Here is a 25,223-nt window from a genome sequence, read left to right on the forward strand (position 1 = left end):
TAACTGCTCCCTACGCCTCGACGTGCGTCGCCGGAACCCGCTCCCCCCGCTGCCGGGTGGGCATGGACAGGTTGGGCATCATCAGCGTGGCGAGCAAGGCCAGCAGCGCCACGCCGATGCTCCAGCGGTAGATGTTGGCGATGGCCCCCGCGAAGGACTCCTTGACGACCCGCACCGTCTTCTGCGCGGCGGTCTCGAAGGCGGTGAACTGCTCGCCGAGCTGCGCCTGCACGCCCGCGCGGCCCTCCTCGGTGGCGAGGGCGGCGGCGGGGATGCGGCCCAGCCCGTCACGCAGGCCCTGCGGCAGGGCGGGATTCTGCGCGATCTGGCCGAGGGCGGCGGCGTTGCCACTGACCACGGCGGCGTCGATCTCCCGGCGCACCGCCGCGAAGGCCGTCGCCTGATCGGTCCCTCCGCCCGCGCTTCCCTCACCGAAGCCGCCACTCGCGCTCTCGGCGGCGGCCCGCTCGCTCTGGGTCAGGATGGCCTGCACGGCGGGCGGCTGGCCCACCTTCGCCTGCTCGAAATTGCGGGCGAACTGGGTCGAGAGTCCGGCGGTCAGCAGCGCCCCGAAGATCGCCGTGCCGATGGTGCTGCCCATCTGCTGGAAGAACTGACCGGCGCTCGTCGCCACGCCGATCTCCCACGGCTTGACCGAGAGTTGCAGGGCGGTGGTGTACAGCGGCAGCGCGGGGCCGAGGCCGAGGCCCAGCAGCACCATCCGCAGCACCACGCCGCTGTAGGGCGTGTCGGCAGTCAGGGTGCTGAGGCTGAAAAAGCCCAGCGCGGCGGTGATCAGCCCGATCAGCATCAGCGGCTTGTAGCGCCCGATGCGGCTGGCGACCTGCCCGGCGGCAATTGACCCGACGATCAATCCGACCGTGAGCGGGATGGTAGCGGTCCCGGCCTGCGTGGCGCTCACGCCCTGCACGTTCACGAGGTAGAGGCTCAGGAAGAGGATCGCGCCCAGAAAGCCCGCGCCGATCAGGAAGCGCGCGATGGCCCCCCAAGCGAAGGTCGGGTTGCGGAACAGATTGAGCGGCAGGATGGGACTCTCGTGACGGCTCTCCACGAACAGGAACGAGGCGAGCGAGACGGCGGAGAGGGCGAACAGCCCGAGCAGGGTGGGACTCGTCCACGCGTAGGTCCTGTCTGCCCCCCACGTCAGGGCGAGCAGCAGCGGCACGGTGAAGACGAGGATCAGGAACGCGCCCAGCCAGTCCACCTTCGCCTGAAGGCCGGAGGCGAGCCGGGGCATCCGGGTGGCGATGAAGGCCAGCGCGATCAGTCCGATGGGCAGGTTGACGTAGAAGACCCAGCGCCACGAAATCTGGTCGGTGAGGAAGCCGCCGAGCAGCGGCCCGATCACGCTGCTGATGCCGAACACGGCCCCGAAGAGGCCCTGATAGCGGGGCCGGTCCACCGGCTCGAACAGGTCGGCGATGATGGCGAAGGCGACCGACCCGAGCGCCGCCGCCCCGACGCCCTGAAGGCCCCGGAACACGACGAGCTGCATCATCCCGCCGCCGAAGAGGTTGCCGAGGAACGGCTCGCCCGACAGCCCGCACAGCGCCGAGCCGATCAAAAAGACCACGATCCCGAACATCAGGATGGGTTTGCGCCCGTAGAGGTCCGAGAGCTTGCCGTAGATGGGCACGAGCGCCGTGTTCGTCAGCAGGTAGGCGGTCGTGACCCACGAGTACAGGTTCAGGCCCTGAAGCTCGGTGGCGATGCGTGGCATGGCGGTCGAGACGATGGTCTGGTCGAGCGCACTGAGAAAGAGGCCCAGCAGCACGCCGAAGAGAATCACGCGCTTGGTACGCATATCGAGCGTCTGCGCGTAGTTGATGGCCGAGGCGGGGGGTTGGGGTGCGGTCATGGGTTCTCCTGGGAGGGGGGCGGGCAGATGGGGCTGATCTCGGCGAGCAGCGCCCCGATGGCGTCGGCGGCGGCGCGGATGGTCTCGGGCCGGGCGGAGCCGAAGGTGGCCTCGTACGCCCCGATGAAGTGGGCGTCCATGCGGTTCACGATGGCGAGGCCCCCGGCGGTGGGCACGACGAGCTTCTCGCGGCGGTTGTCGGGGTTCTCGCGGCGCTCGGCCAGCCCCCGGCGCACCAGCCGCTCGACGAGGTGGCTCATCGCGGGGAGGCTCAGCCGGGCACATTCCGCCAGCGCCGTCACCGTGAGCGGTGCCCGCGCCCGAAGCTGGTGCAGCGCCGTCATCTGCGTGAACGTCAGGTCGTGGTCCTGCAATTCGTCCTGCATGTGCATCAGCACGCGCCCGCTGATCATGCGGTGGAGGTGCCGCATCTCCTGCCCCAGCCGGGCGGCGTCGCTCTGGTTGTCCCCATTCGGGGCGTTGGGCTGTACTTCGGCTGTTGTCATAGTTGCACGCTTGGAAGGGTCTCAATCACAAGAGGGTATGATGCTCCTCATCATGGGAGAGGTCAAGCGGGAGGCTGGAACTTTGAAGACCCGCTCAAGAGGACACCCGTTGCCAATGCTCAGGACGCTCCGCCTTCCTCCTCCCAACGACGAAATGAGCGGCCCACACGGGTAAATCCGGTGAAGGCCACGCCTGCCAACATCTCCTCCCTCACCTCGTCGTCGAGCGCGAGGGCGTAGGCGAGGGAGCTGTGGCTGGCGCGGCAGGGCGTCGTACCCCGGCAGGCGGAGAGTTCTCGGGCGGCCAGGTCGAGAACACGGGCCGTCAGTTCCTCCCGATACTCCCGCACGAACGCCACGGGAAATTGCACGAGCATGGGTGCGGACTCCGGCGCGTCGTACCGTTTACGGGCGAAGGTCAGGGTGTGGAGCAGGGCGTCCGCCTCCATCTCCATCAACGCGTGCGGGCCGGGGTGGATGAGCCACCACGTCGGCACGTCCTCCACGTCCCGGCCCTTCATCACGATGTAGCGGTTGTTGATCGTCAGGGGCAGGAAGTAGGGGCCGCCCGTGGGGTTGAAGTGGAAACGGCGATCATCCCCTGTCACGGCCAGCCGGGAGAGCAGGTCGCCCACGAGACCGAGGTAAGCGGCGGCCTCCTCTTGACCGGAGAACCGCCGCAGATTCTGAATGAGCCGGGCGTCGAACATGCCCCAGCTTGCCACTTGGGGAGGGTCAGGAGAGAACCGTCTGACCCAGCAGGCTCAGCGCGTACTCGCCCATCTTGCGGGGAATGTCCACGCCCGTCGTGCTGACCGAGTTCTTGAACTCCATCGTGTGATTGATCTCGATGACGAGGAGGCCGCGCTCGGGGTCTTCTACGAGGTCGATGGCGACGATCTCGCCCTGAACGGCAGCGGCAGCCCTCACAGCGAGGTCGGCAATCTCGGGCGTGACCGGGCAGTTGCTCGCCGTGGCCCCGCGCGCCGTGTTCGTGATCCAGTGTTCGGACGTGCGGTAAATAGCCCCGATGCACTCGCCGCCGACCACGAAAGCGCGGATGTCGCGCCCCGGCTTGGCGATCAGCTCCTGCACATAGAAGATGCCGTGCTGTGGGCCGCCCAGCACCTCCTTATGCTCGATGATCGCCTCGGCGGCGTCGCGGTCGTTGATGCGGCTGACCATCCGGCCCCACGAGCCGACGGTGGGCTTGAGGACGACTGGATAGCCCAGTTCCTCAATGAGTTGCAGCGCCGCCTCCCCGTCGAAGGCGACGCCCGTGCGCGGCGTGGGCAGTCCGGCGCGGCACAGCGCGGCATTCGTGGCGAGCTTGTCCCCGCACAGCTCGATGACGTGGGCGGGGTTGACCACCCGCACGCCCAGCCCCTCCAGCGCCCGCGTGACCCCGTGCCCGCGCGACTGGCTGACGCACCGCTCCAGCGCGACGCGCCACGGGGCCGCCGCCCGCCCGGCGTCGTCGAACGTGAGCCTGAGTTGCGGCGCATACACCTTCTCGTAGGGCACGCCCAGAGCGTCGAGCGCCGCGAAGAGCATCTTCTCGTCGGGGCGGACGCGGTCGTAGATGATGGCGAGGTCGGCCATAGGACTCCGGGGGAGCTGTCAGCCGTCAGCGGTCAGCCGTCAGCAAAAGAGCTGAGAGCTGATGGCTGAGAGCTGACCGCTACCTACTCCCCCCAGTCCTCCGCTTCCTGCGGGGCCTGCTCCAGCCGGGGCGGGTCGATGGACACGACCTCGTACTCCACGCCGGTCTCGTCGTCGATGACGAGTTCGCCAAGTTCGGGGTCGGTGAGTTCAATGGTCGCTCCGGTCTCCGGGTTTTCAAATTGAATGGTAGGCATAGTGTTCTCCTTGCGCTTGACAGGTTAGCTCAGGCTGGAGAGAGCATCAACGGTTGCCTAGCGTGAGGCGGCGTCCTCTTCCGGGTCGTCCTCGAACTCCAGCTCGATGCGGGCGCGGCAGTGGGGGCAGGAGATGACGCTCGCCACGCTGCCGCCTTCGCCCTCCACGGTCGGCGCGGCGGCGAGCATGTCGTCGGTCACGTCGAACTCCTCGCCGCAGTTGGGGCAAACGGTGAGGACGCCCAGCAGCTCCAGCTCGAAGTCCTCGCCTCCGGTGTTGCGGGTGACTTCCATCTCCGCGTTGCAGGAGTCGCACACGATCACGTCGCCCACCACCAGCGCGGCGCGGTCCTCGTCGGTGAGTTCGAGGACCTCCGCGCACACGGGGCAGTCGATTTCCAGGGTCGCCATGCCAAGAGTGTAGTGACGCGCGCTCACTCGGTCGAGGAGGGTTCGCCGGGGAAACGTCCGTACTTCTTGAAGAAGGCGAGGATGCTGCCCTCGCGCAGGGCTTCGGTGAGGAAGGCGGGCGGCGGCGGCAGTTGAAAGGTCTGTGCGCCGCGCGTCAGCACGCCGGAGGCCACGTCGAGCGTCACCTCGTCGCCGTCCTCCAGCACGCCCGTCAGGTCGGCCTCGAACGCCGGGATGCCGAGGTTGAGGAGGTTGCGGTAGTGGATGCGGGCGAAAGAAGGCGCGATGATGCCGCCCACCTGCAACTTCTTGAGGGCCTGCGGCGCGTACTCGCGGCTGCTGCCCAGGCCCCAGTTGCGCCCGCCGATCAGCACGTCGCCGGGCCGCACGAGGGAGGCGAACTCCGGGCGGATGTAGTGGAAGGCGAAGGTTTGAAACAGGTCCTCGCCCGCCATGAAGGGCGCGAACTTGCCGGGGAGGATGTCGTCGGTGTTGACCGAATCGCCGAATTTCCAGAGACGGGGCACTAGGAGTCCTCCTGAAAAGAGATGAGGTCGAGACCGCCCAGACCGGCAAAGTCGGCGGCGTTGTTCGTTACCAGGGGGACGCCCACTTCCAGCGCAGTGGCGGCGATCCAGGCGTCGGCGGCGAGCATCCGCCGTCCCGCTCGCCGGGCCTCGTGCATGACGGCGGCCCAACGCCCGGAAATGTCCGGGTCGTGCCCGATCAGGGTGTAGGGTTCCAGAAACGTCTCCAGTTGCCGCCTGCGCCCGGCACTCCAGCCCCGCTCCAGCGCCCAGAACTTCAGCTCGGCGTCGGTCTGGAAGCTGTACAGCACGTTCTTGGACTCCAGGTAGGCGTCGAAGGGCCGGGCGCGTGGGTCTCTCTTGAAGCTGTAGCTGATCACGTCGGTATCCACCAGCACGGTGGTCACGGCCTCACCCGCCCTTCCCGTTCCTCCTGCAAGGTGCGCTGCTCCTCCCGGTAGTCCCTCCAATGCTGCTCGTCCTCGGCGAGTTCCTCGGCGCTCCAGGCGGGGGCCGTTCGCTCGGCGTGTCCGGCGGGCAGGGGCCGGGCGTTCCGTAGCAGGTGGGCGTACTTGGGATTCATCGCCTCCCCGCTCCGCTCCACGAGGTCCAGCAGGGTGACGGGCTGGCCGGTCAGGCTTTGCAGCGCGTCCAGCACGGTCGCCACGCTGTCGAGGTCAATCCGTTGAAGCGGCTTGCGGGCCATGCCGTACACCGTCGCCTCCGACAGCCGCCCCCGCGTCGCCCGCGCCAACTGATACGCGCTGATGTGGTGGCGCTCCAGAAAGGGCTTGAGGTGCAGTCTCATCATAGTATCAACTTAGCACAGTACGCGAAGCTAGGACGCTAGCTCAGCAGGTCTCTGTCTCCAGTTGAGATGAACTCCGAGCGGATGGAGTGGAAGGCGAAGGCTTGAAGTAGGTCCTCATCGGCCATGAAGGGAACGAAGTTGTCAGGGAGGATGTCGTCGGTGTTGACGCTTGGGCCAAATTTCCAGATGCCGGGCACATAGCGCGTCTCCTTCCAATAAGCTAGAATTATTTATGGCTGCCACTTGGAGATTTAACGATCATGCAGAGCATGTCAAAATGTTTTTTGATTGTATAGTAGTGCCTAATTATATGGAGTTTTACGAACTTGGTTTAGAGGGGAGAGACAGATATGGAGACCTACCAAAGAGCGGCTGGAACGCTGCCGCCGCTATATATCATATGTGGGAACACTTAAAAGATGAATGGAGGATAAAATACGAGTCGCAAAAACCTGATGCCTTTAAACTTCTACGAGAAGTGACCAACACTTACAAACATTTCAAAGCCGATAGGGCCGAGAAAATTAAGGAACTTCACACATCTCGGAGTTTCGATGTGTCTATCACCGATGTTGTTCATTTCTCTGATGGCGTTCCTACAAACGCAAAACATAATGATGGCAAAATAAAGGTGTCAATACATTTAAAGATAGAGCTTATAGATGGAACGAAACTTGATATGCAGGATTTGCTTGATCAAATGATGAGATTCTACATTGACATTTTAAATACAGAACTTGGAGAACAGGGAAGTCTACAGGACAGGATAGAGCTTTTTAAAGCTAAACGCGCTTAGTCTATCGAACAAGACCAAGGACATCCTCCGGCAAGGCAATCCGCCCCATCACCGCCGTCGCCGCCGCCACAGCGGGCGAGGCGAGGTAAATCCTGGCGTCCTTGTCGCCCATGCGCCCGATGAAGTTGCGGTTGGAGGTCGAGACGCAGACCTCACCGGGGGCCAGCACGCCCTGATGACGGCCCATGCAGGGACCGCAGCCCGGCGTCCCGAGCACCGCGCCCGCCTGCATCAGCGTGAGGAGGGTGCCGTCGCCCATCGCCGCCTCCATGACCTCGCTGCTCGCGGGAATGACGAGGAGGCGGGTGGAGGGGTTGACCCGCTGGCCGCGCAACACGTCGGCGGCGGCGTGCAGGTCGTCCAGCCGCCCGTTCGTGCAGGTGCCGATGAAGACCTGATCGACCTTCAGGCCGCGCAACTCGGCCACGTCGTGAACGTTGTCCACCTCCGAGGGGGCGCTCATGCGGGGACGCAGGGCGGAGAGGTCGATGGTCACGCTCTGGACGTACTCGGCACCGGGGTCGGGGTAGACCCACTCGGGGATGTCGTAGCCGTAGCCCGTCAGGATTTCGCCACCGGGGACGACGAGGCCCGCCTTCGCCCCGGCCTCCACGCACAGGTTCGCCAGCGTCATGCGCTCGCCGCGCGTGAAGCGGTCCCCGGCGTGAATCTCGACACTCTGGTAGGTCGCGCCGTCGGCCCCGAGGACGCGGATCATCTCCAGCGCCGCGTCCTTCGCCCCCACGCCCGGTCGCAGCTCGCCCGTGAACGTGACCTTGACGCTCTCTGGCACCTTGAGCCAAGTCTTGCCGCTCGCGGCGGCCAGCGCGATGTCGGTCGCGCCCATGCCCGTGCCGAAGGCGGCGACCGCGCCGTAGGTCGTGGAATGGCTGTCGGAGCCGAGGACGATCCAGCCGGGTTGCGCGAGACGTTCCTCCATCAGCACCTGATGGCAGATGCCGCGCCCCACGTCGAAGAGGCGCACGCCCGTCGCGGCGGCGTACTCGCGCGCCTCCTTCTGCGCCTGCGCGACGCTGACGGTGGAGGCGGGGGCCACATGGTCGATGACGATGGAGACGCGCTCGGGGTACTTCGGGCGGGCGGCGAGGTCCTGCTCCATGCGCCCGATGAAGCTCTGCGCGATGGAGTCCACGACCATGACCTGATCGACCTCCACGACGGCGAGGTCCCCGGCGTACACGAGGCGGTCGCCGCGCCGCGAGAGAATCTTCTCCGCCATCGTCTGCGGGCGGGGGGAGGAAACGTTCATGGCCCCAGTTTCGCGCGTCCTGGGGGTGCGTACCGTGAGCTTGCCTGTCCGGGTCGGGGTGACGGCTGGCAAACGACAAGTCACGTTTCCGAGGGACGGAGGGCAACTTCGCTCGCTGCGCGGGGGCGCGTCCCGCCCTATGCTGCCCGTATGGTCAAGCTGGAGGAGACGCACCTGCCCGGCGTGGGCGTGCGGCACGATTTCGACGGGCGGTTCGGCAAGCGGGTGGGGGTGATCACGCACCGGGACGGGCGGCGCGAGATTTTCGTGGCGCGGCGCGACGACCCCGACGCCTGCGCGCAGAGCATCGTGCTGAGCGACGAGGAGGCCGAGGCGGTGGCCGACCTGCTGGGCGGAAGCACGATCACCCGGCACATGAACACGCTGACGCAGGATATCGAGGGTCTGGCGATGGACTGGGTGCCCCTGGCGGCGGGCACGCCCTACGCCGGGCAGCCGCTGGGCGACACGAAGATGCGGACCCGCACGGGCACGAGCATCGTGGCGATCATGCGGGACGGACAGGCAATTGCGGCACCGGGGCCGGAGTTCCCCCTGAAGGTGGGCGATACCGTGGTCGTCGTCGGCACGCCGGGCGGGGTGGTGAGGGCGGCGCGGCTGCTGGGGGGCGAGGGCTGAAAATTCAGACAGCTTCCCCATTCCTATCTTTCTAAAGTCACGACAAGGGCGAAGCTCTCAAGACCCCTTCGCTCCTTGCCCCACCGCTCGCACGCCGCCCCCGGCCTGCCTTTCCGCCCCCGGAGGCCCGACGTGTCCCTCGGTCAACTGCTGCTAGAAATCGGCGCGGTCATCCTCGTGCTGGCGTTCGTGGGCCGGGCTGCCGGACGGCTCGGCATCACGCCCATTCCGCTGTACCTGCTCGCGGGCATCGCACTCGGGGCCGTCGTGCGGCTGGGGGACGAGCCGGGGGAGTTCATCCACATCGGGGCGGAGATCGGGGCCGTGCTGCTGCTCTTCACGCTGGGGCTGGAGTACACCAGCCGGGAGCTGCGGGACAACCTCGCGGCGAACCGGCAGGTCGGCCTGCTCGACCTCGCGCTGAACTTCACGCCGGGCCTCGTCGCGGGGCTGCTGCTGGGCTTTCCCCCCCTCGCCGCCGTGCTGCTGGGCGGCGTGACCTACCTGAGTTCCAGCGGCATCGCCAGCAAGGTCCTGAACGACCTGGGTCGCCTCGGCAACCGCGAGACGCCCATCATCCTGGCGGTCTGCGTGCTGGAGGACGTGGCGATGGCCGTCTACCTGCCGGTGGTCGCGGCCCTCCTGATCGGGGGAACGCTCGCCGCCGTGGGCGTGAACCTCGTCGTCGCGCTCGCGGCGTTCGGGCTGGCCTTTTTCCTCGCGCTGCGCTACGGGCACGTCCTGAGCCGGGTGCTGAACGTGCAGAGCAGCGAGGCCCTGCTTCTGAGCGTGTTCGGGCTGGTGCTCGTGGTGGCCGGGGCCGCCGACCTCCTGAAAGTCAGCGCCGCCATCGGGGCCTTCTTGGTCGGTATCGCGCTCTCCGGCGAGGTGGCCGACCGCACCCGTCCCCTCATCGAGCCGCTGCGGGACCTCTTCGCCGCCGTGTTCTTCGTGTTCTTCGGGCTGCAACTCGACCTGGGCACGGTACCGGGCGTGCTGCTCCCCGCCGTCCTTCTGGCCGTGCTGACGAGCCTGACCAAGTTCGTGACGGGCTGGTGGGGCGCGGCGCGGGCGGGCGTGCAGACGCGGGGCCGCTTCCGGGCGGGGGCCACCCTCATCCCGCGCGGGGAGTTCAGCATCCTGATCGCCGGGCTGGGCCTGAGCCTCGCGCCGACGCTGGGGCCGCTCGCCGCCGTGTACGTGCTGCTGACGGCGATTCTGGGGCCGATCCTCGCGCGCTTCGACGGGCAGGTGGCCCCGCTGTTGGACCGAAGGCTGCGGGAGGCGCGGGCGGGTTAGTGGAAACCGTGGAAAAGCTTAATAAGGCAGCCCCAAAAATTTACGTGCTTTAGCAGCAATAGTATATTTACCCGCCATGTCCTTAGCTGGGTAGACCTTCAACATTCCATCCTGCTCGTATACATCGCCAATAGGAGTCAAATCTAACTGACCGTCAGTGTAGTATGCCTGTCCAAAAAACCCGTAGCCAGCCCCCATCTCATCGCCCATCATCACCATAGTGTCATCCGCATCCTGAGAATGGAGCGCGACTATCAAATCCATTTTGCTAATAGCCTGAGCAGCGTCAAAACTATTTTGTTTCATAGCAAGCATAGAAGCCCAGCTCCTAATAGTGCCTGAATAATATAAGTAATAGTCTACATACGCAAGCTGTGCGATTGACATTCCCGAGAGATTCATCTTTGGATAATCAGCTTTGTTAAATATTGCATGGAATATAATCGAGTTCTTCTCACCATCAATTGACACGGTACATCCACAACGCTTCATATTTAATTCCCCGGCTTTAGCATTTGCTAAGTCGGAGTATATTTTACTGCTCGCGCTCTTAAAATAATTTCTATAAGGTGTATCCAAGTTGTTTAATTGAATATTGACGCTAGGTGCAGCAAGCGCACTACCAAAAGTTGAACAGATAAGAGCGAGGTGAAGGGTAGCCGCTGAACTAGACTTTCTTGACATCGAATCGCAGTGTATCAACCAACTCGTACAAAATTCTGACACTTTTGCGCGTTTACCGCTTGGGTAGAAAGTCAAAGTTTTACAAAGTAAAGGGGCCGGAGCTTTCACGCCCCGGCCCCTTTACTTTGTGTCCCTACACCGCCAGCCCCTGTGCGTGCGCGCTCACCTCGCGCGGCTCGTACTGGCCGGGGGGCAGGCCGATGGCGGGCGTGTTCGCCTCGAACTCGTCGCGCCAGCCGACCTCCTCCAGCGCCTTTTTCCACGCGCCGATGCTCTCGTTCCTGTAGATGGAATAGGCCGCCATGCCGACCTCGGGGCCGCCGCGCGCGATGACTGACTCGACCCAAGCCCACTTGGCGGAGACGTTGCGGAGTTCGGCGGTCGTCCGCAGCTCCTTCTGGATGCGCTTGAGGCGTTTCTCGATGGTCACGACGCCGCCGAAGGGGTCGGCGAAGTGCGGCGTGTGGCGCTTGGGCACGAAGGGGCTGATGCCGAGCGCCACCCGGTTGATCTTCGCCAGGTCCTTCGTGAAGGAGATCAGCTCGGTGATGTCGTCGTCGTTCTCGGGGCCGAGGCCGATCATCATGTAGACCTTGATGCCCGAAAAGCCGAGGTCGCGGCTGATCTGCGCGGTCTTCGTCAGGTCCTCCGTCGTGATGCCCTTCTTCAGCCAGCGGCGCAGGCGCTCGGAGGGGGCGTCGGAGGCGACGGTGAAGGTCCGCAGGCCGCCCGCCTTCAGAATCTCGGCGAGTTCGGCGTCCACGGTGTCGGCGCGGATGGAGCTGACGCCCAGCTTGATGCCCCGGTCGGTCAGCGTGCGCCCGACGTACTTCGTGTGCGGGAAATCGGAGAGGGCCGCGCCCACCAGCCCGACCTTCTCCACCCAGTCGGGGATGGTGTCGAGGAGTTCCTGCGCCTGGTTGTTGCGGTTGGGGCCGTACATCGTCCGCGCGAGGCAGAAGGTGCAGGGACGCGGGCAGCCGCGCTGCGCCTCCACGAGGAACATGTTGCTCAGTTCCGAGTTGGGCGTGACGATCTGGCTGTAGGCGGGCAGCAATTCCTTCGGCGCGGTGGCCCACGTCGGCTCGTGGACGTGGCGGGCGGGGAGGAAGATGCCGGGCATCCCGTCGATCAGGTCGTAGAAGTCCTCACGGGTCTGCGACTCCCGCAGGGCCTCGGACACCACGGGCACGATCTGCTCGCCGTCGCCGATCACGATGATGTCGGCGAAGGGCGTCAGCGGGTACGGGTTGGAGGAGGTCAGCGGCCCGCCGATCATCACGATGGGATCGTTGTCGCTCCGTTCCTCGCGCAGAGGATTCATTCCCGCCACGTCCAGCGTGCGGATGATGTTGGTCAGGTCCAGCTCGAAGCTCACGCTCAGGGCGAACAGTTCGCAGTCGCCCGCGTCGCGTCCGCTCTCAACGGTGGGCAGCGCCTGCCCCATGCGCTCGAAGGCGTCCACGTCGTCGGGGAGAAAGGCCCGCTCGCAGGCGACGCCCTCCTCCTGATTGAACATGCGGTAGATGACCTGATAGCCCAGCGAGGCCATCCCCACGGAGTAGCGGTTGGGAAACGCCAGCGTGACGCGGATCGGGGCCTGCTTGAACATCGTGCCCGTCTCCGCGTCGAGCAGCGGTTTGATCTGATTGCGCCAGTAACTCAAGAAGCCTCCGTTGAACCCGGAATGGGGCGGCGCTGGGGAGCTTCTGTCGCTCAGGCGTCAGCGCACGTCACAATCGAATAGTTTAACGGATTTTGTTTCCCGAATTGAAGGGCGCGTCACCGGGCCTATGTCATTAGGTCAAGTACCCGGCTCCCGCACGGGCCGCCACGCGCTCGCCAGGAAGTAGGCCAGCCCGCCGAGCAGCCCCGTCACGAGCAGAAAGCCGAGCAGCCGCCCCAGCACACCCGCCGTGCCGACGAGGAAGACGCCCAGCCCGGCGAGCAGTTGCCCGACGAGCCACACCAGCGCCAGCGCGAGGACGGCAAGCAGGAGCACCCCCGCGAGGGCGAGGAGGAGGCGGGTCATGGGGGCAGGATAGAGTGCTCGGCGGTCAGCCATCAGCCCTCAGCAAAAGACGCCCGGTTGTAAGAGGGGGGAGGGGCAAAAGAAATAGCTTCATGTCCTCGTTTGGTCGTCCACCAGATGTGCCCTTTGCTCCCTCCCTCCTTGTGGGGGAGGGTCGGGGAGGGGGGTGACGAGCACCGCTCGTCCTTGTCTTTGACGATGAAAATACGCCGCTTACCCAAGCCATCACTTACATCAAGCGCAAAAAGCGAGGGCAGAGGGCCGGGGATGGCCTCTGCCCCTCGCCCTCTGCCTTCTTGCTTTGCTCAGGCGTTCCGCATGTTCTCGATGATCTTGTCCCCGAACTCGCTCGTCTTCACCTCGGTCGCGCCCTCCATGTTGCGGGCGAAGTCGTAGGTGACGACACGTTGCTGAATGGTCTGGTCCAGCCCCTTGAGGATCAGGTCGGCGGCCTCGGTCCAGCCCATGTAGCGCAGCATCATCTCGCCGGAGAGGATGACCGACGAGGGGTTGATGACGTTCTTGCCCGCGTACTTGGGGGCCGTGCCGTGCGTCGCCTCGAAGACGGCGTGGCCGGTGACGTAGTTGATGTTCGCGCCGGGTGCGATGCCGATGCCGCCCACCTCGGCGGCGAGGGCGTCGGAGATGTAGTCGCCGTTGAGGTTGAGGGTGGCGATCACGTCGTACTCGGTGGGGCGCAGGAGAATCTGCTGGAGGAAATTGTCGGCGATCACGTCCTTGATGATCATGCCGTTCGGAAGCTGGCACCACGGGCCGCCGTCGATCTCCACCGCGCCGAACTCCCGCTTGGCGAGGTCGTAGCCCCAGTCGCGGAAGCCGCCCTCCGTGAACTTCATGATGTTGCCCTTGTGGACGAGGGACACGCTCTTGCGCCCGTTGTCGACGGCGTACTGGATGGCGGCGCGCACGAGGCGCTCGGTGCCCTCCTGCGAGACGGGCTTGACGCCGAAGGCGGAGGTGTCGGGGAAGCGAATCTTCGTGACGCCCATCTCGTTGATCAGGAAGTCACGGAGCTTGGCCGCCTCGGGGGTCCCGGCCTTGTACTCGATGCCCGCGTAGATGTCCTCGGTGTTCTCGCGGAAGATCACCATGTTCACGTCACCCGGACGCTTGACGGGGCTGGGCACGCCCTCGAAGTACTGGACGGGGCGCACGCAGGCGTAGAGGTCGAGTTCCTGGCGCAGCGCCACGTTGATGGAGCGGATGCCGCCGCCGACGGGCGTGGTGAGGGGTCCCTTGATGCCGACGAGGTATTCGTCGAAGGCGTCCACGGTCTCCTGCGGGAGCCATTCGCCCTCGCCGTAGACCTGCACGCTCTTCTCGCCCGCGTAGACCTCCAGCCACTCGATCTTGCGCTCGCCGCCGTAGGCCACCTCCACCGCCGCGTCCAGCACGCGCACCGACGCCTGCCAGATGTCGGGGCCGGTGCCGTCGCCCTCCACGAAGGGGATGATGGGGTGATTAGGCACGTTGAGCTTCTCGCCCCCCATGGTGATCTTCTCGCCCTGCGCGGGCACCTTGACATGCTGCCGGGTATTGGTCATGACGGCCCAACTCTACCCCCACGGCGGGGGAAGGGGAATTGGTCACGGTGTTACCTGGGGGGTATGCACGCGGTTCAAGTTTTGCGGGAGGCGGGTGATGGGGGAGCTGAGGACTGCGTTTCCGGGGTTGCCAGGCCCGCTTCATCCCCTCTGCTTCGCAGCTCTGCGAGTCCCAGGCTCCACCCAGGGGACGCCTGATGTGCAATAAAAACCGAGCGTCCTAGACGTACTCTCTTCCCCCTCCTTGTGGGCGAGGGTCGGGGAGGGGGTGACGAGCAACGCTCTCCTCTTGCTGGATAGCGAAAACGCCTTCACTGCCCGATCTGCAATTCACATCAAGCGTTCAAGGGGGAGGAGCAAAAGAGCGAGGGCCTGAGCTGCTTTTCTCCCTCTCCCCTCGTGGGTGACTCGAAGAGCCGCGAAGCGGAGGGCCGAGATGAGGGGGCGACGTGACGACGCACCGCCCAGACCCTCCCTGCTCCCCAATGCCCCCAAACTGTAACGTTCCCCCCAACACCCCCCTCACCCACCGCCGCGCTTGCCGGAGCATCGTGAGACACCCAACCGGGAATTCAACGCACAGGAGGTCACACGCATGAGTGACGACAAGAGCACGCTGGGCAACCTCGCCGACGCCGCCAAAGCCAAGATCAACGAGGGGGCCGACCGCGCCCGCGCCGCCGGACACGACCTTGCCAGCCACGTCGGGGGCACCGCCGACAACCTGGGCGACAAGGCCGAGGCCGCCGAGGACCGAGCGAAGGCCGAGGTCCACAACGCGAAGGCCAACGCCGAGTACCAGGGGGGCAAGCGCGAGGCGCAGGACGGCGACGGCAGATAACGCCCGGCACCACCCGACTGGACCGGCTTCCTGCAAAGGGGCCGGTTTTTCATGCCGCAACTGCACAACTGCCCGTAGACTGCCGGGCATGACCACCACCCCACGGCGGGAATCGCGCCGGGCCGGGCACGTCCGGGGCGGGCAGGGGGCGCGCGTCACCGTGCGAAACACCCTGATCGCCTACGCCTTCATGCTGCCGTTTCTCGCCCTGCTCGTGCTGTACCACACCTGGCCGGTCTTTTTCGGCACGTACCTCGCCTTCACGAAATACAACATCATCAATCCGCCCGAGTGGGTGGGGCTGGAGAACTTCCGCGTCCTCGCCGCCGACTCGCAGTTCTGGTCGGGGCTGAAAAACAGCCTGAAGTACATCCTCGTCGTGCCCGTCATCCAGTTCCTGAGCATCGCCGTCGCCATGCTCGTCAACCGCCCGCTACGGGGCATCGGCTTTTTCCGCACCGCGTACTACGTGCCCGTCGTGACGAGCTTCGCGGTGGTCGGCCTGATCTGGACGTGGATGTACCAGCAGGACGGCCCGGTGAACGCCGTGCTGCGGGCGCTGGGGCTGGAAGCGCGCGGCAGCCTGCTCAACAACCCCGTCACGGCCCTGTATGCGGTGATGTTCGTGACGCTGTGGAAGGGAATTGGGTACTACATGGTGCTGTATCTGGCGGGCCTCCAGGCCATCGGGCGCGAGCTGGAGGAGGCCGCCGTGATCGACGGGGCGACCCGCTGGCAGGTCTTCGTGAACGTGACGCTGCCGGGGCTGCGGCCCACCATCCTCGTGTGCAGCCTGCTCTCCACCATCAGCGCGATCAAGGTCTTCGAGGAAATCTACGTGATGACGCAGGGCGGCCCGGCGGGAAGCACGTACAGCGCCCTCTTCTTCACGTTCTCGCGGGCCTTTATTGATTTCCAGTACGGGCTGGCCGCCGCCGCCGGGCTGATTGTGGCAGTCATCAGCATTTTCTTCGGGCTGATCAATTTCAAGTTGACGCGGGGGGGGAAGGCGGATGCTTAAGGAAGCTGTCAGCCGTCAGCCGTCAGCGATCAGCCCGACCTATGCGGAACTCAGGGCGCGCAGGCGGCGCAAGGACCTCCTCGCCAACACGCTCGCCTACGGCGTCCTCGTCCTCATCGCGCTGATCATGCTCTACCCGTTCTACTGGACGCTGATCACGAGTTTCGAGCCGACGGGGGACATCTACCGGGCGAAGCTGTGGCCGAGCGGCTTCAGCCTCCGCAACTACGCCGAGGTGTTCCGGGGGACGACGGTGCCGTTCTGGCGGCTGGTCCTGAACTCGGTCATCATCTGCACGCTGGGCGTCACGCTGACGGTCACGCTGGCGGCGCTCGCCGCGTATCCGCTCGCCAAGATGCGCTTTCCGGGGCGCGACCTGATCTTCTACGCCATCCTCGTGCTGATGGTCCTGCCGAACGAGGCGGGCCTGATCGTCAACTACATCACGACAATCAAACTGGGGCTGCTCCAGCAAACAAATCCCGTGCTGGACGCCGTGCGCCAGTATTCGGCGGTTGTGCTGCCGGGTATCGCGAGCATCGTCGGGCTGTTCCTGCTGCGGCAGGCGTACCTCGGCGTGCCCATCGAACTGATCGAGGCCGCGCGCATCGACGGGGCCAGGGAACTGACGATCTGGCGGCGCATCATGCTGCCGCTCGCGCTGCCGACCATCGTGGCCTTCGCCATTCTGGAGTTCGTGGCGTACTGGAACTCCTTCCTGTGGGCGCGCATCATGCTGCCCGACAAGGAGTTGATGCCGCTCTCGGCGGGGCTGCTGGAGCTGTCGGGCACCTTCTCCACCAACTCGCGCGCGGTGATGGCGGGGGCGGTCCTGACGATCCTGCCCATTCTGGTGATCTTCGCCTTCGGGCAGCGGTACTTCATGAAGGGCATCGAGGGAGCGGTGAAGGGGTGAGGCCGACATGGAAAAGCCGCGTCCTGACAGCCGCGTTGCTGGGGCTGCCGCTCACTGCCTGTCAAGACAAGGCCAGGAACGAGACCGCAGAAGCAGCGATGCCCCGTCATATGCGCGCAGAGCAGGCCGCCATCCAGCCCCCAGACGCGACAGGTGGGCGAGAGATCACCTGGGAGGTATACGTACACTCCTGCGACCCCTTTCGGAGCATGAGCGTGCAGCGTCAAGGGAACACCGTGGAGATCAGCGTGTTCACCACACCCCCGCCGCAGACCTGCACCACAGAGAGCGGCCACATGGAGCCGATGAGTATCCGGCTGCCTCCAAACACCTTCGCCCGCGCAGGTGAACCCGTGACCATCTTTCTGAACGGCAAGGAGATCGGCACGGTGAATACACCATGACCCTCCCCTACCGCACTGAACCCCGCACCTGGGATGTCCTCGTCGCCGGGGGCGGCACCGCCGGGGCGATCGCGGGCATCGCCGCCGCGCGGGCCGGGGCGCGGGTCCTCGTCGTGGAGGCACAGGGCAGCCTGGGCGGGACGGGGACGAACGCCTGGGTCACGCCGCTGATGCGGAACGTCTCGGCGGGGCGGAATCTCAACCGGGGGTTGACGGACGAGCTGAAGGCCCGCCTCCACGCACGGGGCGACGGCGCGACCGACGCGGGCGGCAACGACAACTGGTTCAACCCCGAGGGCATGAAGTTCGTGCTGGAGAACATGCTGCTGGAGGCGGGCGGCGAGGTGCTGTATCACACACAGGTCGTCTCGCCACTTCTTTCTCCCCTCTCCCCCGGTGGGAGAGGGGCCGGGGGTGAGGGGGCGCTCGCCTCGACTCCGAAGAACATCACCGCCCTCGTCGTCCACAACAAGGGCGGATTGCAGGCGCTCAAGGCGGGCGTCTTCATCGACTCGACCGGGGACGCGGATGTGGCAGCGGGGGCGGGCGTCCCCTTCCACGCGGGCGACGAGGACGGCATCCATCAGGCGATGAGCCTGCGCTTCACGCTCGCGGGAGTGGACACGGGGCGGCTGTGCGCCTTCCTGAACGCGAACGGGCAGGGGCAGACTTCAGCCGACTTCCTCCACTTCTGGATGGTGTGGGGCAAGAAATCCACGCTCGAACCCCTCTTCCGGGAGGCGGTGGCGGCGGGCGTATTGGAGGAGCGCGATGGCGACTACTTTCAGGGCTTCTCCGTGCCGGGGCGACCGGGCGAGATCAGCTTCAACTGCCCTCGCATCCGCGCCGACCTGAACGACGGGGCGAATCCGTGGCACCTCAGCGCGGCGCAGACGGACGGGCGGGCGGCCATCGACCGTCTCACCGCCTTCTGCCGGAAGTATCTGGAGGGGTGCGAGTCCGCCTACATCGGCACCGTCGCCCCGATGGTCGGCGTGCGGGAGACGCGACGCATCCAGGGCGATTACACGCTGACGCTGGAGGACATTCTGGAGTGCCGCCGCTTCCCGGATTCGATCTGCCGCAACCACTACCCGGTGGACATCCATTCGGTGAGGGGCGGGGCGCGGCTCCTGCACGAGCGCGACGGGGTGGCCCCCTACTTCGCCCCGGACGCCTACCATGAGATTCCCTACCGGGCCATCGTGCCGCAGGGGGTCTCCAACCTGCTCGTGCCGGGGCGGGCGGCGTCCAGCACGTTCGAGGCGCAGTCGGCCATCCGTGTGCAGCAGAACTGTCACACGATGGGCGAGGCGGCGGGGCTGGCGGCGGCGTGGGCGGCGCGGGACCACGGGGGCGAGGTGCGCGCGGTGGACGTGGGCGCGTTGCAATCGGAGATGCGGCGGCTGGGGGGGAATGTTTGAGCCGTCAGCTTTCAGCCGTCAGCGGTCAGCCTGGGGGCGCAGTGGGGACGCTCCTTCTCCCGCGAAACCCGGACGTGTGGCGGCTGGATGTAGATGGACACGTGGAACGGGTGGAGCCGTGACCGGGCAGCCCTTCCACCCCGCCGACCCCCACGCCACGCCCATGCACGAGGGCACGCCGTACCTCGTCGAGCGGCGGGTGCTGGCGGGCGTGCCCGTGCTGATCGAGCGGCCCGCTGAAGCCTCCGACGTGCGCGCTTTTTGCCTCGTCTACCACGGGGCGTGGGCCGCGAAGGAGGGCAAGCTGGGCGTCTACTCGGCGCTGACGGCGCGGGGCGGGGCGGTCGTCATCCCCGACGCGGCACTGCACGGCGAGCGGGTGGGCGACACGCCGCCCGGCCTGAACGCCCGCGAGTATGTCTGGGAGAGCGTGCGGCGCACGGTGGCGGAGGCTCCGGCGTTGCTGGACGCATTGGCGGAGGCGTTCGGTCCGCGTCCCCTCTTCGTCGTGGGGTCCAGCATGGGCGGGTACGTGGCGCAGACCCTCGTCCGCACCGAGCGTCGGGTGACGCGAGCGGCGGCCCTCATCACGTCCGGGGTGTGGCAGGAGCCGGAGGTGCGGGGGCCGGAACTGCGCGCCTTTCTGGACGACCACCGCCCCGTCACGCACGCGGCGGACGCCCCGCCCACCCCCCTGCTGCTGGCGAGCGGGGACAGCGACCCGACCTTCCCCCTCTCCGCACACCACGTCCCGACCGCCGCCGTGTACAGCGAGGTCTACGCGCGGGCGGGCCATCCCGACGCCTTCCGCGAGATCGTCTTGCCCGGCGTCGGGCACTACACGAGCCGGGCGATGCGGGACGAGGTGTTGCGCTTCTTTCTGACAGACTGGCCCGCGTGACCCGCCTGCTCCTCATCCCGCCCGACACGCGCCCGCCGACCCTCGACCTTCCCACCGGGCTGGCGCGCATGACGGGGGCCGAGGTCCGCGTGCCGCCCGCCGCCGCGCTGCCAAACTTCTTCACACCGGGAGACACGGGGGCGCTACGCGACTGGCTGCTGGCCGAGGTCGGGGACGCCGACGCCCTCGTCGTGTGCCTGGAGACGCTGTGCCTCGGCGGCATGATTCCGGCGCGGCGGGTGTCCGACCCGTTGGAGACGGCGCTGGAACGGCTGGGGGCGCTGCGGGAGGCGAAGAGGCTGAACCCCGATCTGCGCGTTTACGCCTTCGGGGTGATCGTGCGGGTGGCCCACGACAACGATCCGCACGAGGAGAAGCCGTACTACGGCGAGTGGGGGCGCGAACTGCGGGCGTACTCCACGGCCTTCGACCGCCACGCGCGACACGGCGAGGGCGAGCGAGCGGCGCTGGAGACGGCGCAGGCGGCCCTTCCGGCGGAGATTCTGGCCGACTGGCTGGGCACCCGCGAGCGCAACCGGGCGCTGCACCTCGCGGCGCTGGACCTGCTGGCGGACGGGACGCTGGCGCACCTGTGCCTCACGCTGGACGACACGACCCCCTACGGCCTCGCCGCCGCCGACCGCCGGATGCTGGAGGCGCGGGCGGACGAACTGGGCGTCTGGGAGCGGCTGGACGTGTACCCCGGCGCGGACGAGGTGCCGTGTGCGCTCGTGGCGCGGGCGCTGAGGCCGGAGCGGGTGCGGGCTTGGGTGCGCTACAGCGGGGTGAATGGGGCGGGCGCGGAGCTGATCTACGAGGACCGTCCGGCGGGTGAACTCGTGCGGGCGCACCTGCGGGCGGCGGGCTGCACCGTGGCCGACACGCCCGCCGAGGCCGACTTCATCCTCGCGGTGAATACGCCGGGCACGCGGCAGTCAAGCTCCCAGCCCGACTTCGCCACGGTGGATACGCCGCACCGTTCCCTCCCCGCCTTCGTGGACAGCCTGAGAGACGACCTCGCGGCGGGGCGTGCGGTCAGCCTCGCGGACATCGCGTACCCGAACGGGGCTGAAAAAAGGCTATGGACGATGCTGCAAGGGCTGCCCCTCGCCCAACTGGCAGGCTACAGCGCGTGGAATACGGCGGGGAACACGCTGGGGTCGGCGGTCGCCTTCGGCAAGCTCGCGCGCCTCGTGCGGGACCGGGCGGCGCATGTTGAGGCCCTCTTCTCCCGCATGGTGGACGACGCGCTGTATCAGGCGTTCACGCGGGCGGAGGTCCGCGCCCGGTTGGACAATCCCAGCCCCTTCGACTTAGGAGAACAGAGGGAGACGGCGGAGGCGTACTTGCAGGAGATCATCATGCCCCGGATTCATGACTTGTGGAACGCGCATTTCTCCCGCGAGGACCTGCATTTGGAGGTCGGGACCCCGCACCTCGCCTGGCCCCGGCTGTTCACGGGCGTCTTTCCGCTGAGGGTCAGGGGCGGTTAGGGACGGACCTGCTCTACCGCCCGGCGGTCGTCCGCCGCGCCGCGCCAGAACAACGCGGCCAGCAGGAGCAGCCAGCCCACGGCCTGAGCGAGGCTGATGACCACCCCCACAATGCCGAACACCCCCGCGAAGGACGACGGGCTGGCGTCTCCCCGCATGATCAGCACCGGGAGCAGCGTGCTGAACACCGAGCCGCCCATCCCCACGATCAGGTGAAGCGCGAGCGCGGCCAGCACCAGCCCGTACCGGGTCGGGGCCTCGCGTCGGCGCATTGCGGCAAGGATCATCCCGACGATCAGGACGAGGTACACCGGGAATCCGACCGACAGGTTGACGAGCGTGCTGACCCACATTTCCATACAGAACCTCTTTCACCCACATCTTGAGCCTCCGACGGAAGGAGGACGCGCCGAGCCAGAGCACCGGGCAAGCTGGCCCCATGCACCCCCGCCGCCTCCTTCTCCCCGCCGCCTTCGGTCTGAGCCTGTTCGGTCTGGGAGCGTCGGCCTACGCGATGTTGTGGCCGATCATGGATGTGCGGGTGGTCAACCGGAGCGGCGCGACCCTGAGAAACCTGCGCGTCTGCGTCCACGAGTGCGTAACGCGGGCGGAGTTGAGAGAAGGCCGAACGTGGCGCGTCCCCCTGCAAGTGAGGCAGGACGGCGGCGCGACCCTGATCTACGAGGGACTGAGCGACGAGCAGAACGCGAACACGTACATCACGCCGGGGCTGGGCGTCCACTGGGTCGTTCGGGCAGACGGGCGGATCGAGCAGAAGCAGTGAGAATAGGCGTGTGACCCCGACCGACCCTTCCTCTTCCTCTCCCCTCCTCGCCCTCGACATCGGCGGCACGTCCATCCGCGCCGCGCTGATCGAGCGTGGGCGCGTCACCGAACGGCTGGAGGTCCCGACGCCCCGGCCCGCCGTGCCCGACGCGGTGATCGCCTCGGCCCTCGGTCTCGCCACCCCCCTCGCCCCGCGAGCATCGGCCCTCGGCGTGGCGTGCGCGGGTGCGGTGGCGGGCGGGCGCGTGACGGCGACGGCGACGCACACCTTCCCCGGCTGGACGGATATTGCGCTGGCGGAACGGCTGGGGGACGGGCTGGGCCTGCCGTGTGCGGCCCTCAACGACGCCCGCGCCGCCGCCTGGGGCGAGTTCGCCGCCGGGGCGGGACGTGGGACGAGCGAGTTCATGTTCGTCACCGTCAGTACGGGGGTCGGGGCGGGTCTCGTCCTCGGTGGGCGGCTGCACCTCGCGGGCAACGGGCTGGACGCCGAACTCGGCTTCGTGAGCGTGCCCGCCCGCTGGGGAGCCGGGGTGGAGGTTCCCGCCCTCGGCCCGCTCGGCCCGCTGGAGTTCGAGACGAGCGGCACGGCGCTGGGTGAGCAGGCGCGGCGGCTGGGCCACACGGACGCGCGGGCGCTGTGCGACGCCGCCGAGAATGGGAACGCGGTGGCGGAGGCCGCTTATGCCCACTCCGCCGCCCTCATCGGCTGGAAGGTTGCGGACGTGGCCGCGCTGCTGGGGGTCACGCGGGTCGCCCTGGGTGGGAGCGTCGGCCTGCGCCCCGGCTACCTCGCGCGGGTGCGGGAAGCCCTCGCCCACTTCCCCGCCCGCTACCAGCCGGAGGTGGTTCACGCCGAGTTGGGCGCGGATGCCGGGCTGATTGGCGCGGCGCTGTGGGCGGAGAGGGTCGGGGAGTGACGGGCTTCAGGATCGAGGTCGAGGTGCTGTCCGACCATTCGGACGTGGGGACGGTCCAGGCCGCGCGGGACCTGCTGGGCGAGTACCTGACATTCGTGCAGAGTCTGTCCCTCGGCTTCGGGACGGCCAGACTGGAGGAGGAGATTGCCAACCTGCCCCACAGCTACGCGGCGCAGGGGGGTGAACTCCTCCTCGCCCACGTGGGGGACGAACCCGCCGGATGCGTAGGCTACCGCTCGCTGGCCTTCCGGGGACTCCCCGACGCCTGCCAGATGAAGCGGATGTACGTCCGCCCCGCCTTTCAGGGAGCCGGGGTGGGCGGGGCGCTGGGAGAGGCCGTGCTGGAGCGGGCGCGGGGGGTGGGCCACCGCCGGATGTACCTCGACACGGAGCCGCACGCGATGGCGTCGGCCTACCGCCTCTACCGTAGGCTGGGCTTCGAGGAGTGCGCGCCGCCCTTCCCGGCGAGTGAGGTGGGCGTGCGCTTCCTGATGAGGGAGGTGGGGGAAGACGGCGAGCGCATCTGACAGCAGCAAAGGGCCTCCTCCATCTCGTGCGGGGGTGCTTCGTTGACGCTCAGAATGACCGGTCCTCTGGCAGCCCGTGAGGGTGCTCAGGGGTGCAGAAGATCGAAGGGAAAAGGCACATGTGGTCGGCCTTCAGCTTTCTGCCTTCTGCACCCTTCGCCCCAGGTCTCCTGTTTCCCCAGCTTCCCGGCTACTTCAAGTTCTCGGCGTTGACGATCTGGACTTTGGCGAGCTGACTTTCGAGCACGTCGCTGAAGCGCATCACGAGCACGCGGGAGCGCAGGCGTTCGCCCGTGCTCGAAAAACCGATGGCCCCGGTGATCGTCTGGCAGCGGCTCGCGTCCGCCTCGAAGCACGCGGGCAGGTTGACCTTCCGCACCGCCGCGCTGACCTGCGCCCGGCTGGGAAGCGCCCAGCCCGGCTTGAGGGTGGACTTCAGGGCCGCGAGCAGCACGTTCGTCGCGTCGTAGGCGTAGACGGCGGCCCCGCTGGGCCTGGCTTTGTAGGCGGCCTGGTAACGGGTAACGAAGCCCAGCGCGTTCGAGAAGCCCGACACCGGCCCGAAGCCCGTGCTGTAGATCACGCCCGCGCCGTCGATGCCCACCCGCTTGAGGAAATTGGGCGTGTCCAGCCCGTCGCCGCCCATGAAGGCCGCCGTCACGCCCGCCGCGCGCAGGGCCTTGAGGAGTTGCGAGCCGGTGTCGTCGGTGCCGCCGAAGTAGACCAGCCCGGCCCCGCTGGCCTGAATACGCGCCACCGCCCCGGCGATCTGCGCGGGGGTCGAGGCCCCCGTGTAGCCCGCCACCGGGACCTGGCGGGCCTTGAGGCCGCCCAGCAGCACCCGCGTCAGGCCGTTGCCGTAGGCCGTGTTGTCGGACACGACGTACACCCTGTCCGCCTTCAACTCGGCGGAGATGTACTCGGCGGCGGCCAGCCCCTGCGCGCTGTCGGGGGCGACCACGCGGCTGAAGTGCGCCCAGTTGTTCGCCGTCAGGCCGTCGTTCGTGCTCGCGGGCGAGATCATGGCGACCTTCGCCGGGGCCAGCCCCTGCGCGAGCGTGTTCGACACGCTGGAATTGAGCGCCCCCACCACCCCGAGAATGGCGCGGTCGGCGGTGATCCGCGCGGCGATCTGGGTCCCCAGCGGGGCCGAGGCCTGATCGTCGAAGGAAACGAGCGCGAGGTCGTGCCCCAGCGCCCGGAAGGCCGCCGCCTGCTCCCGCACCGCCAGCTCGGCCCCACGTTTGACCTCGGAGCCGATGGCCGTGAGGTCGCCGCTCAGGGGGCTGACGGTGGCGATCTTGAGGCTGGCGGCCTGAGCGCCGCCGCCGAGGAGCAGGCCCGTGAGCGCGAGACGGCAGGCGGAACGGAGGGAGCCTTTCTTCATGCGGCTGAGCATGGCACTCCCGCGTTGACAGTCCTCTTACGGCCTCCACCTCTTCCGGCCTCCATTGGAGCGGAGCGAACCGACACCGCCGGGCGACGGCTACAGGCGACTTCCGACGATCCAGCCGTTGTTGACCCCGATCTGCGGGCACTGGAGGACCGTCATGATCATCAAAATTTCGTCGGCGGAGTTGGCCTGGACCGGCAACCACTGGCCTCCAATCTGCACGTCGATACTCCACCGGTCCGCGCCCGGATGCAGGTTCAGACGGTAGTTGCTGATGGCGTGGGTTCCGGCGGGTGCGCCTGCGACGTGTGGCATCTCG

General features: G+C 67.0%; 30 protein-coding genes and 1 pseudogene. 13 read left to right on the plus strand and 18 right to left on the minus strand.

Annotation, left to right across the window (positions count from 1 at the left end; genetic code table 11):
• Positions 1 to 10: 10 nt before the first annotated feature.
• The 10 genes and pseudogenes from V3W47_RS04830 to V3W47_RS04875 form a co-directional block, all read right to left on the minus strand.
• Complete coding sequence (locus tag V3W47_RS04830; RefSeq protein ID WP_331824048.1) at positions 11 to 1,879, minus strand: MDR family MFS transporter; 1,869 nt, start codon at positions 1,877 to 1,879, stop codon at positions 11 to 13.
• Positions 1,876 to 2,385 (minus strand): MarR family winged helix-turn-helix transcriptional regulator, encoded by a 510-nt coding sequence (locus tag V3W47_RS04835; protein WP_331824049.1) that lies wholly within the window; start codon positions 2,383 to 2,385, stop codon positions 1,876 to 1,878. Before V3W47_RS04835 ends, V3W47_RS04830 begins: the two co-directional genes overlap by 4 nt.
• 119 nt (positions 2,386 to 2,504) lie before the next feature.
• Complete coding sequence (locus V3W47_RS04840) at positions 2,505 to 3,110, minus strand: hypothetical protein (protein ID WP_331824050.1); 606 nt, start codon at positions 3,108 to 3,110, stop codon at positions 2,505 to 2,507.
• Positions 3,111 to 3,120: 10 nt separating this feature from the next.
• Positions 3,121 to 3,987 carry a lysine biosynthesis protein LysX gene (gene lysX / locus V3W47_RS04845; protein WP_331824051.1) on the minus strand — a complete coding sequence of 289 codons (867 nt, stop codon included), beginning with the start codon at positions 3,985 to 3,987 and terminating at the stop codon, positions 3,121 to 3,123.
• 83 nt (positions 3,988 to 4,070) lie between these two features.
• Entirely contained in the window at positions 4,071 to 4,244 is a 174-nt protein-coding gene (lysW, locus tag V3W47_RS04850) for a lysine biosynthesis protein LysW (protein WP_102127425.1), read from the minus strand.
• 57 nt (positions 4,245 to 4,301) lie between these two features.
• Entirely contained in the window at positions 4,302 to 4,655 is a 354-nt protein-coding gene (locus V3W47_RS04855) for a hypothetical protein (RefSeq protein ID WP_331824052.1), read from the minus strand.
• Positions 4,656 to 4,678: 23 nt separating this feature from the next.
• Positions 4,679 to 5,182, minus strand: coding sequence for a LeuD/DmdB family oxidoreductase small subunit (locus V3W47_RS04860; RefSeq protein WP_331824053.1), 504 nt, complete (start codon positions 5,180 to 5,182; stop codon positions 4,679 to 4,681).
• Positions 5,182 to 5,589: a PIN domain-containing protein gene (locus V3W47_RS04865; protein WP_331824054.1), complete on the minus strand. Its 408-nt coding sequence runs from the start codon at positions 5,587 to 5,589 to the stop codon at positions 5,182 to 5,184. The genes V3W47_RS04860 and V3W47_RS04865 overlap by 1 nt, the downstream gene beginning before the upstream one ends.
• Positions 5,586 to 5,993 (minus strand): helix-turn-helix domain-containing protein, encoded by a 408-nt coding sequence (locus V3W47_RS04870; RefSeq protein ID WP_331824055.1) that lies wholly within the window; start codon positions 5,991 to 5,993, stop codon positions 5,586 to 5,588. The genes V3W47_RS04865 and V3W47_RS04870 overlap by 4 nt, the downstream gene beginning before the upstream one ends.
• A gap of 68 nt (positions 5,994 to 6,061) precedes the next feature.
• A pseudogene (locus V3W47_RS04875) lies at positions 6,062 to 6,190 on the minus strand (homoaconitate hydratase); the annotation flags it as partial.
• Between the two features lie 35 nt (positions 6,191 to 6,225).
• Between V3W47_RS04875 and V3W47_RS04880 the strand changes: the two are divergent.
• The gene (locus V3W47_RS04880; RefSeq protein ID WP_331824056.1) at positions 6,226 to 6,789 is read left to right on the plus strand and encodes a hypothetical protein; all 564 of its coding nucleotides are present in this window, start codon (positions 6,226 to 6,228) and stop codon (positions 6,787 to 6,789) included.
• 1 nt (position 6,790) lies between these two features.
• Here the strand turns inward: V3W47_RS04880 and V3W47_RS04885 are convergent, their stop codons facing one another.
• The gene (locus tag V3W47_RS04885) at positions 6,791 to 8,059 is read right to left on the minus strand and encodes a 3-isopropylmalate dehydratase large subunit (protein WP_331824057.1); all 1,269 of its coding nucleotides are present in this window, start codon (positions 8,057 to 8,059) and stop codon (positions 6,791 to 6,793) included.
• Between the two features lie 150 nt (positions 8,060 to 8,209).
• On the opposite strand from V3W47_RS04885, the gene V3W47_RS04890 reads away from it, so the two are divergent.
• Positions 8,210 to 8,698, plus strand: coding sequence for a cation:proton antiporter regulatory subunit (locus tag V3W47_RS04890; protein ID WP_331824058.1), 489 nt, complete (start codon positions 8,210 to 8,212; stop codon positions 8,696 to 8,698).
• Between the two features lie 132 nt (positions 8,699 to 8,830).
• A complete protein-coding gene (locus V3W47_RS04895) occupies positions 8,831 to 9,997 on the plus strand; it encodes a cation:proton antiporter (RefSeq protein ID WP_331824059.1) in 1,167 nt (388 codons plus the stop codon).
• An 18-nt stretch (positions 9,998 to 10,015) separates the two neighbouring features.
• On the opposite strand, the gene V3W47_RS04900 is transcribed toward V3W47_RS04895, so the two are convergent.
• The 4 genes from V3W47_RS04900 to icd form a co-directional block, all read right to left on the minus strand.
• Positions 10,016 to 10,681 carry a hypothetical protein gene (locus V3W47_RS04900; protein WP_331824060.1) on the minus strand — a complete coding sequence of 222 codons (666 nt, stop codon included), beginning with the start codon at positions 10,679 to 10,681 and terminating at the stop codon, positions 10,016 to 10,018.
• 133 nt (positions 10,682 to 10,814) lie between these two features.
• The gene (locus V3W47_RS04905) at positions 10,815 to 12,347 is read right to left on the minus strand and encodes a B12-binding domain-containing radical SAM protein (protein WP_331824061.1); all 1,533 of its coding nucleotides are present in this window, start codon (positions 12,345 to 12,347) and stop codon (positions 10,815 to 10,817) included.
• A 138-nt stretch (positions 12,348 to 12,485) separates the two neighbouring features.
• On the minus strand, positions 12,486 to 12,713 hold the full coding sequence (locus V3W47_RS04910) for a hypothetical protein (RefSeq protein WP_331824062.1): 228 nt from the start codon (positions 12,711 to 12,713) through the stop codon (positions 12,486 to 12,488).
• A 305-nt stretch (positions 12,714 to 13,018) separates the two neighbouring features.
• Positions 13,019 to 14,278, minus strand: a complete 1,260-nt coding sequence (gene icd / locus V3W47_RS04915) for an NADP-dependent isocitrate dehydrogenase (RefSeq protein ID WP_331824063.1) — start codon at positions 14,276 to 14,278, stop codon at positions 13,019 to 13,021.
• Positions 14,279 to 14,873: 595 nt separating this feature from the next.
• Here icd and V3W47_RS04920 point away from each other — a divergent pair.
• The 7 genes from V3W47_RS04920 (at position 14,874) to V3W47_RS04950 (ending at position 21,278) form a co-directional block, all read left to right on the plus strand.
• Positions 14,874 to 15,119 (plus strand): hypothetical protein, encoded by a 246-nt coding sequence (locus V3W47_RS04920; RefSeq protein WP_331824064.1) that lies wholly within the window; start codon positions 14,874 to 14,876, stop codon positions 15,117 to 15,119.
• Positions 15,120 to 15,207: 88 nt separating this feature from the next.
• The gene (locus V3W47_RS04925) at positions 15,208 to 16,140 is read left to right on the plus strand and encodes a carbohydrate ABC transporter permease (RefSeq protein WP_331824065.1); all 933 of its coding nucleotides are present in this window, start codon (positions 15,208 to 15,210) and stop codon (positions 16,138 to 16,140) included.
• Complete coding sequence (locus tag V3W47_RS04930) at positions 16,133 to 17,056, plus strand: carbohydrate ABC transporter permease (RefSeq protein ID WP_331824066.1); 924 nt, start codon at positions 16,133 to 16,135, stop codon at positions 17,054 to 17,056. The genes V3W47_RS04925 and V3W47_RS04930 overlap by 8 nt, the downstream gene beginning before the upstream one ends.
• A gap of 209 nt (positions 17,057 to 17,265) precedes the next feature.
• Positions 17,266 to 17,460, plus strand: a complete 195-nt coding sequence (locus tag V3W47_RS04935; RefSeq protein WP_331824067.1) for a hypothetical protein — start codon at positions 17,266 to 17,268, stop codon at positions 17,458 to 17,460.
• Positions 17,457 to 18,884 carry an FAD-dependent oxidoreductase gene (locus V3W47_RS04940; RefSeq protein ID WP_331824068.1) on the plus strand — a complete coding sequence of 476 codons (1,428 nt, stop codon included), beginning with the start codon at positions 17,457 to 17,459 and terminating at the stop codon, positions 18,882 to 18,884. The genes V3W47_RS04935 and V3W47_RS04940 overlap by 4 nt, the downstream gene beginning before the upstream one ends.
• Positions 18,885 to 19,002: 118 nt before the next feature.
• Entirely contained in the window at positions 19,003 to 19,785 is a 783-nt protein-coding gene (locus V3W47_RS04945; protein ID WP_331824069.1) for an alpha/beta hydrolase family protein, read from the plus strand.
• Complete coding sequence (locus V3W47_RS04950) at positions 19,782 to 21,278, plus strand: DUF4127 family protein (RefSeq protein WP_331824070.1); 1,497 nt, start codon at positions 19,782 to 19,784, stop codon at positions 21,276 to 21,278. Before V3W47_RS04945 ends, V3W47_RS04950 begins: the two co-directional genes overlap by 4 nt.
• On the opposite strand, the gene V3W47_RS04955 is transcribed toward V3W47_RS04950, so the two are convergent.
• A complete protein-coding gene (locus tag V3W47_RS04955; protein WP_331824071.1) occupies positions 21,275 to 21,637 on the minus strand; it encodes a hypothetical protein in 363 nt (120 codons plus the stop codon). The two genes, V3W47_RS04950 and V3W47_RS04955, sit on opposite strands and share 4 nt — an antisense overlap.
• Before the next feature lie 80 nt (positions 21,638 to 21,717).
• Between V3W47_RS04955 and V3W47_RS04960 the strand changes: the two genes are divergently transcribed.
• Genes V3W47_RS04960 through V3W47_RS04970 form a run of 3 tightly spaced genes read left to right on the plus strand, consistent with a single transcriptional unit; the run spans position 21,718 to position 23,511 of the window.
• Entirely contained in the window at positions 21,718 to 22,062 is a 345-nt protein-coding gene (locus tag V3W47_RS04960; protein ID WP_331824072.1) for a hypothetical protein, read from the plus strand.
• 10 nt (positions 22,063 to 22,072) lie between these two features.
• A complete protein-coding gene (locus V3W47_RS04965; protein WP_331824073.1) occupies positions 22,073 to 22,984 on the plus strand; it encodes an ROK family protein in 912 nt (303 codons plus the stop codon).
• Entirely contained in the window at positions 22,981 to 23,511 is a 531-nt protein-coding gene (locus tag V3W47_RS04970; protein ID WP_331824074.1) for a GNAT family N-acetyltransferase, read from the plus strand. The genes V3W47_RS04965 and V3W47_RS04970 overlap by 4 nt, the downstream gene beginning before the upstream one ends.
• 190 nt (positions 23,512 to 23,701) lie before the next feature.
• Here the strand turns inward: V3W47_RS04970 and V3W47_RS04975 are convergent, their stop codons facing one another.
• The gene (locus tag V3W47_RS04975; protein ID WP_331824075.1) at positions 23,702 to 24,898 is read right to left on the minus strand and encodes a branched-chain amino acid ABC transporter substrate-binding protein; all 1,197 of its coding nucleotides are present in this window, start codon (positions 24,896 to 24,898) and stop codon (positions 23,702 to 23,704) included.
• A gap of 99 nt (positions 24,899 to 24,997) precedes the next feature.
• Positions 24,998 to 25,219 carry a hypothetical protein gene (locus tag V3W47_RS04980; protein ID WP_331824076.1) on the minus strand — a complete coding sequence of 74 codons (222 nt, stop codon included), beginning with the start codon at positions 25,217 to 25,219 and terminating at the stop codon, positions 24,998 to 25,000.
• Positions 25,220 to 25,223: the final 4 nt, after the last annotated feature.

The sequence above is a fragment of the Deinococcus sp. YIM 134068 genome, from assembly GCF_036543075.1.
In the GTDB taxonomy this organism is placed as follows: Bacteria; Deinococcota; Deinococci; order Deinococcales; family Deinococcaceae; genus Deinococcus; species Deinococcus lichenicola.

Coding starts and splice junctions, on each gene's coding strand:
- V3W47_RS04900 (WP_331824060.1), bottom strand. CDS start 10,681: ATGTCAAGAAAGTCTAGTTCAGCGGCTACCCTTCACCTCGCTCTTATC.
- lysW (WP_102127425.1), bottom strand. CDS start 4,244: ATGCCTACCATTCAATTTGAAAACCCGGAGACCGGAGCGACCATTGAA.
- V3W47_RS04940 (WP_331824068.1), top strand. CDS start 17,457: ATGACCCTCCCCTACCGCACTGAACCCCGCACCTGGGATGTCCTCGTC.
- icd (WP_331824063.1), bottom strand. CDS start 14,278: ATGACCAATACCCGGCAGCATGTCAAGGTGCCCGCGCAGGGCGAGAAG.
- V3W47_RS04885 (WP_331824057.1), bottom strand. CDS start 8,059: ATGAACGTTTCCTCCCCCCGCCCGCAGACGATGGCGGAGAAGATTCTC.
- V3W47_RS04910 (WP_331824062.1), bottom strand. CDS start 12,713: ATGACCCGCCTCCTCCTCGCCCTCGCGGGGGTGCTCCTGCTTGCCGTC.
- V3W47_RS04870 (WP_331824055.1), bottom strand. CDS start 5,993: ATGATGAGACTGCACCTCAAGCCCTTTCTGGAGCGCCACCACATCAGC.
- V3W47_RS04835 (WP_331824049.1), bottom strand. CDS start 2,385: ATGACAACAGCCGAAGTACAGCCCAACGCCCCGAATGGGGACAACCAG.
- V3W47_RS04880 (WP_331824056.1), top strand. CDS start 6,226: ATGGCTGCCACTTGGAGATTTAACGATCATGCAGAGCATGTCAAAATG.
- V3W47_RS04890 (WP_331824058.1), top strand. CDS start 8,210: ATGGTCAAGCTGGAGGAGACGCACCTGCCCGGCGTGGGCGTGCGGCAC.
- V3W47_RS04920 (WP_331824064.1), top strand. CDS start 14,874: ATGAGTGACGACAAGAGCACGCTGGGCAACCTCGCCGACGCCGCCAAA.
- V3W47_RS04960 (WP_331824072.1), top strand. CDS start 21,718: ATGCACCCCCGCCGCCTCCTTCTCCCCGCCGCCTTCGGTCTGAGCCTG.
- V3W47_RS04830 (WP_331824048.1), bottom strand. CDS start 1,879: ATGACCGCACCCCAACCCCCCGCCTCGGCCATCAACTACGCGCAGACG.
- V3W47_RS04955 (WP_331824071.1), bottom strand. CDS start 21,637: ATGGAAATGTGGGTCAGCACGCTCGTCAACCTGTCGGTCGGATTCCCG.
- V3W47_RS04925 (WP_331824065.1), top strand. CDS start 15,208: ATGACCACCACCCCACGGCGGGAATCGCGCCGGGCCGGGCACGTCCGG.
- V3W47_RS04980 (WP_331824076.1), bottom strand. CDS start 25,219: ATGCCACACGTCGCAGGCGCACCCGCCGGAACCCACGCCATCAGCAAC.
- V3W47_RS04930 (WP_331824066.1), top strand. CDS start 16,133: ATGCTTAAGGAAGCTGTCAGCCGTCAGCCGTCAGCGATCAGCCCGACC.
- lysX (WP_331824051.1), bottom strand. CDS start 3,987: ATGGCCGACCTCGCCATCATCTACGACCGCGTCCGCCCCGACGAGAAG.
- V3W47_RS04975 (WP_331824075.1), bottom strand. CDS start 24,898: ATGAAGAAAGGCTCCCTCCGTTCCGCCTGCCGTCTCGCGCTCACGGGC.
- V3W47_RS04935 (WP_331824067.1), top strand. CDS start 17,266: ATGAGCGTGCAGCGTCAAGGGAACACCGTGGAGATCAGCGTGTTCACC.
- V3W47_RS04855 (WP_331824052.1), bottom strand. CDS start 4,655: ATGGCGACCCTGGAAATCGACTGCCCCGTGTGCGCGGAGGTCCTCGAA.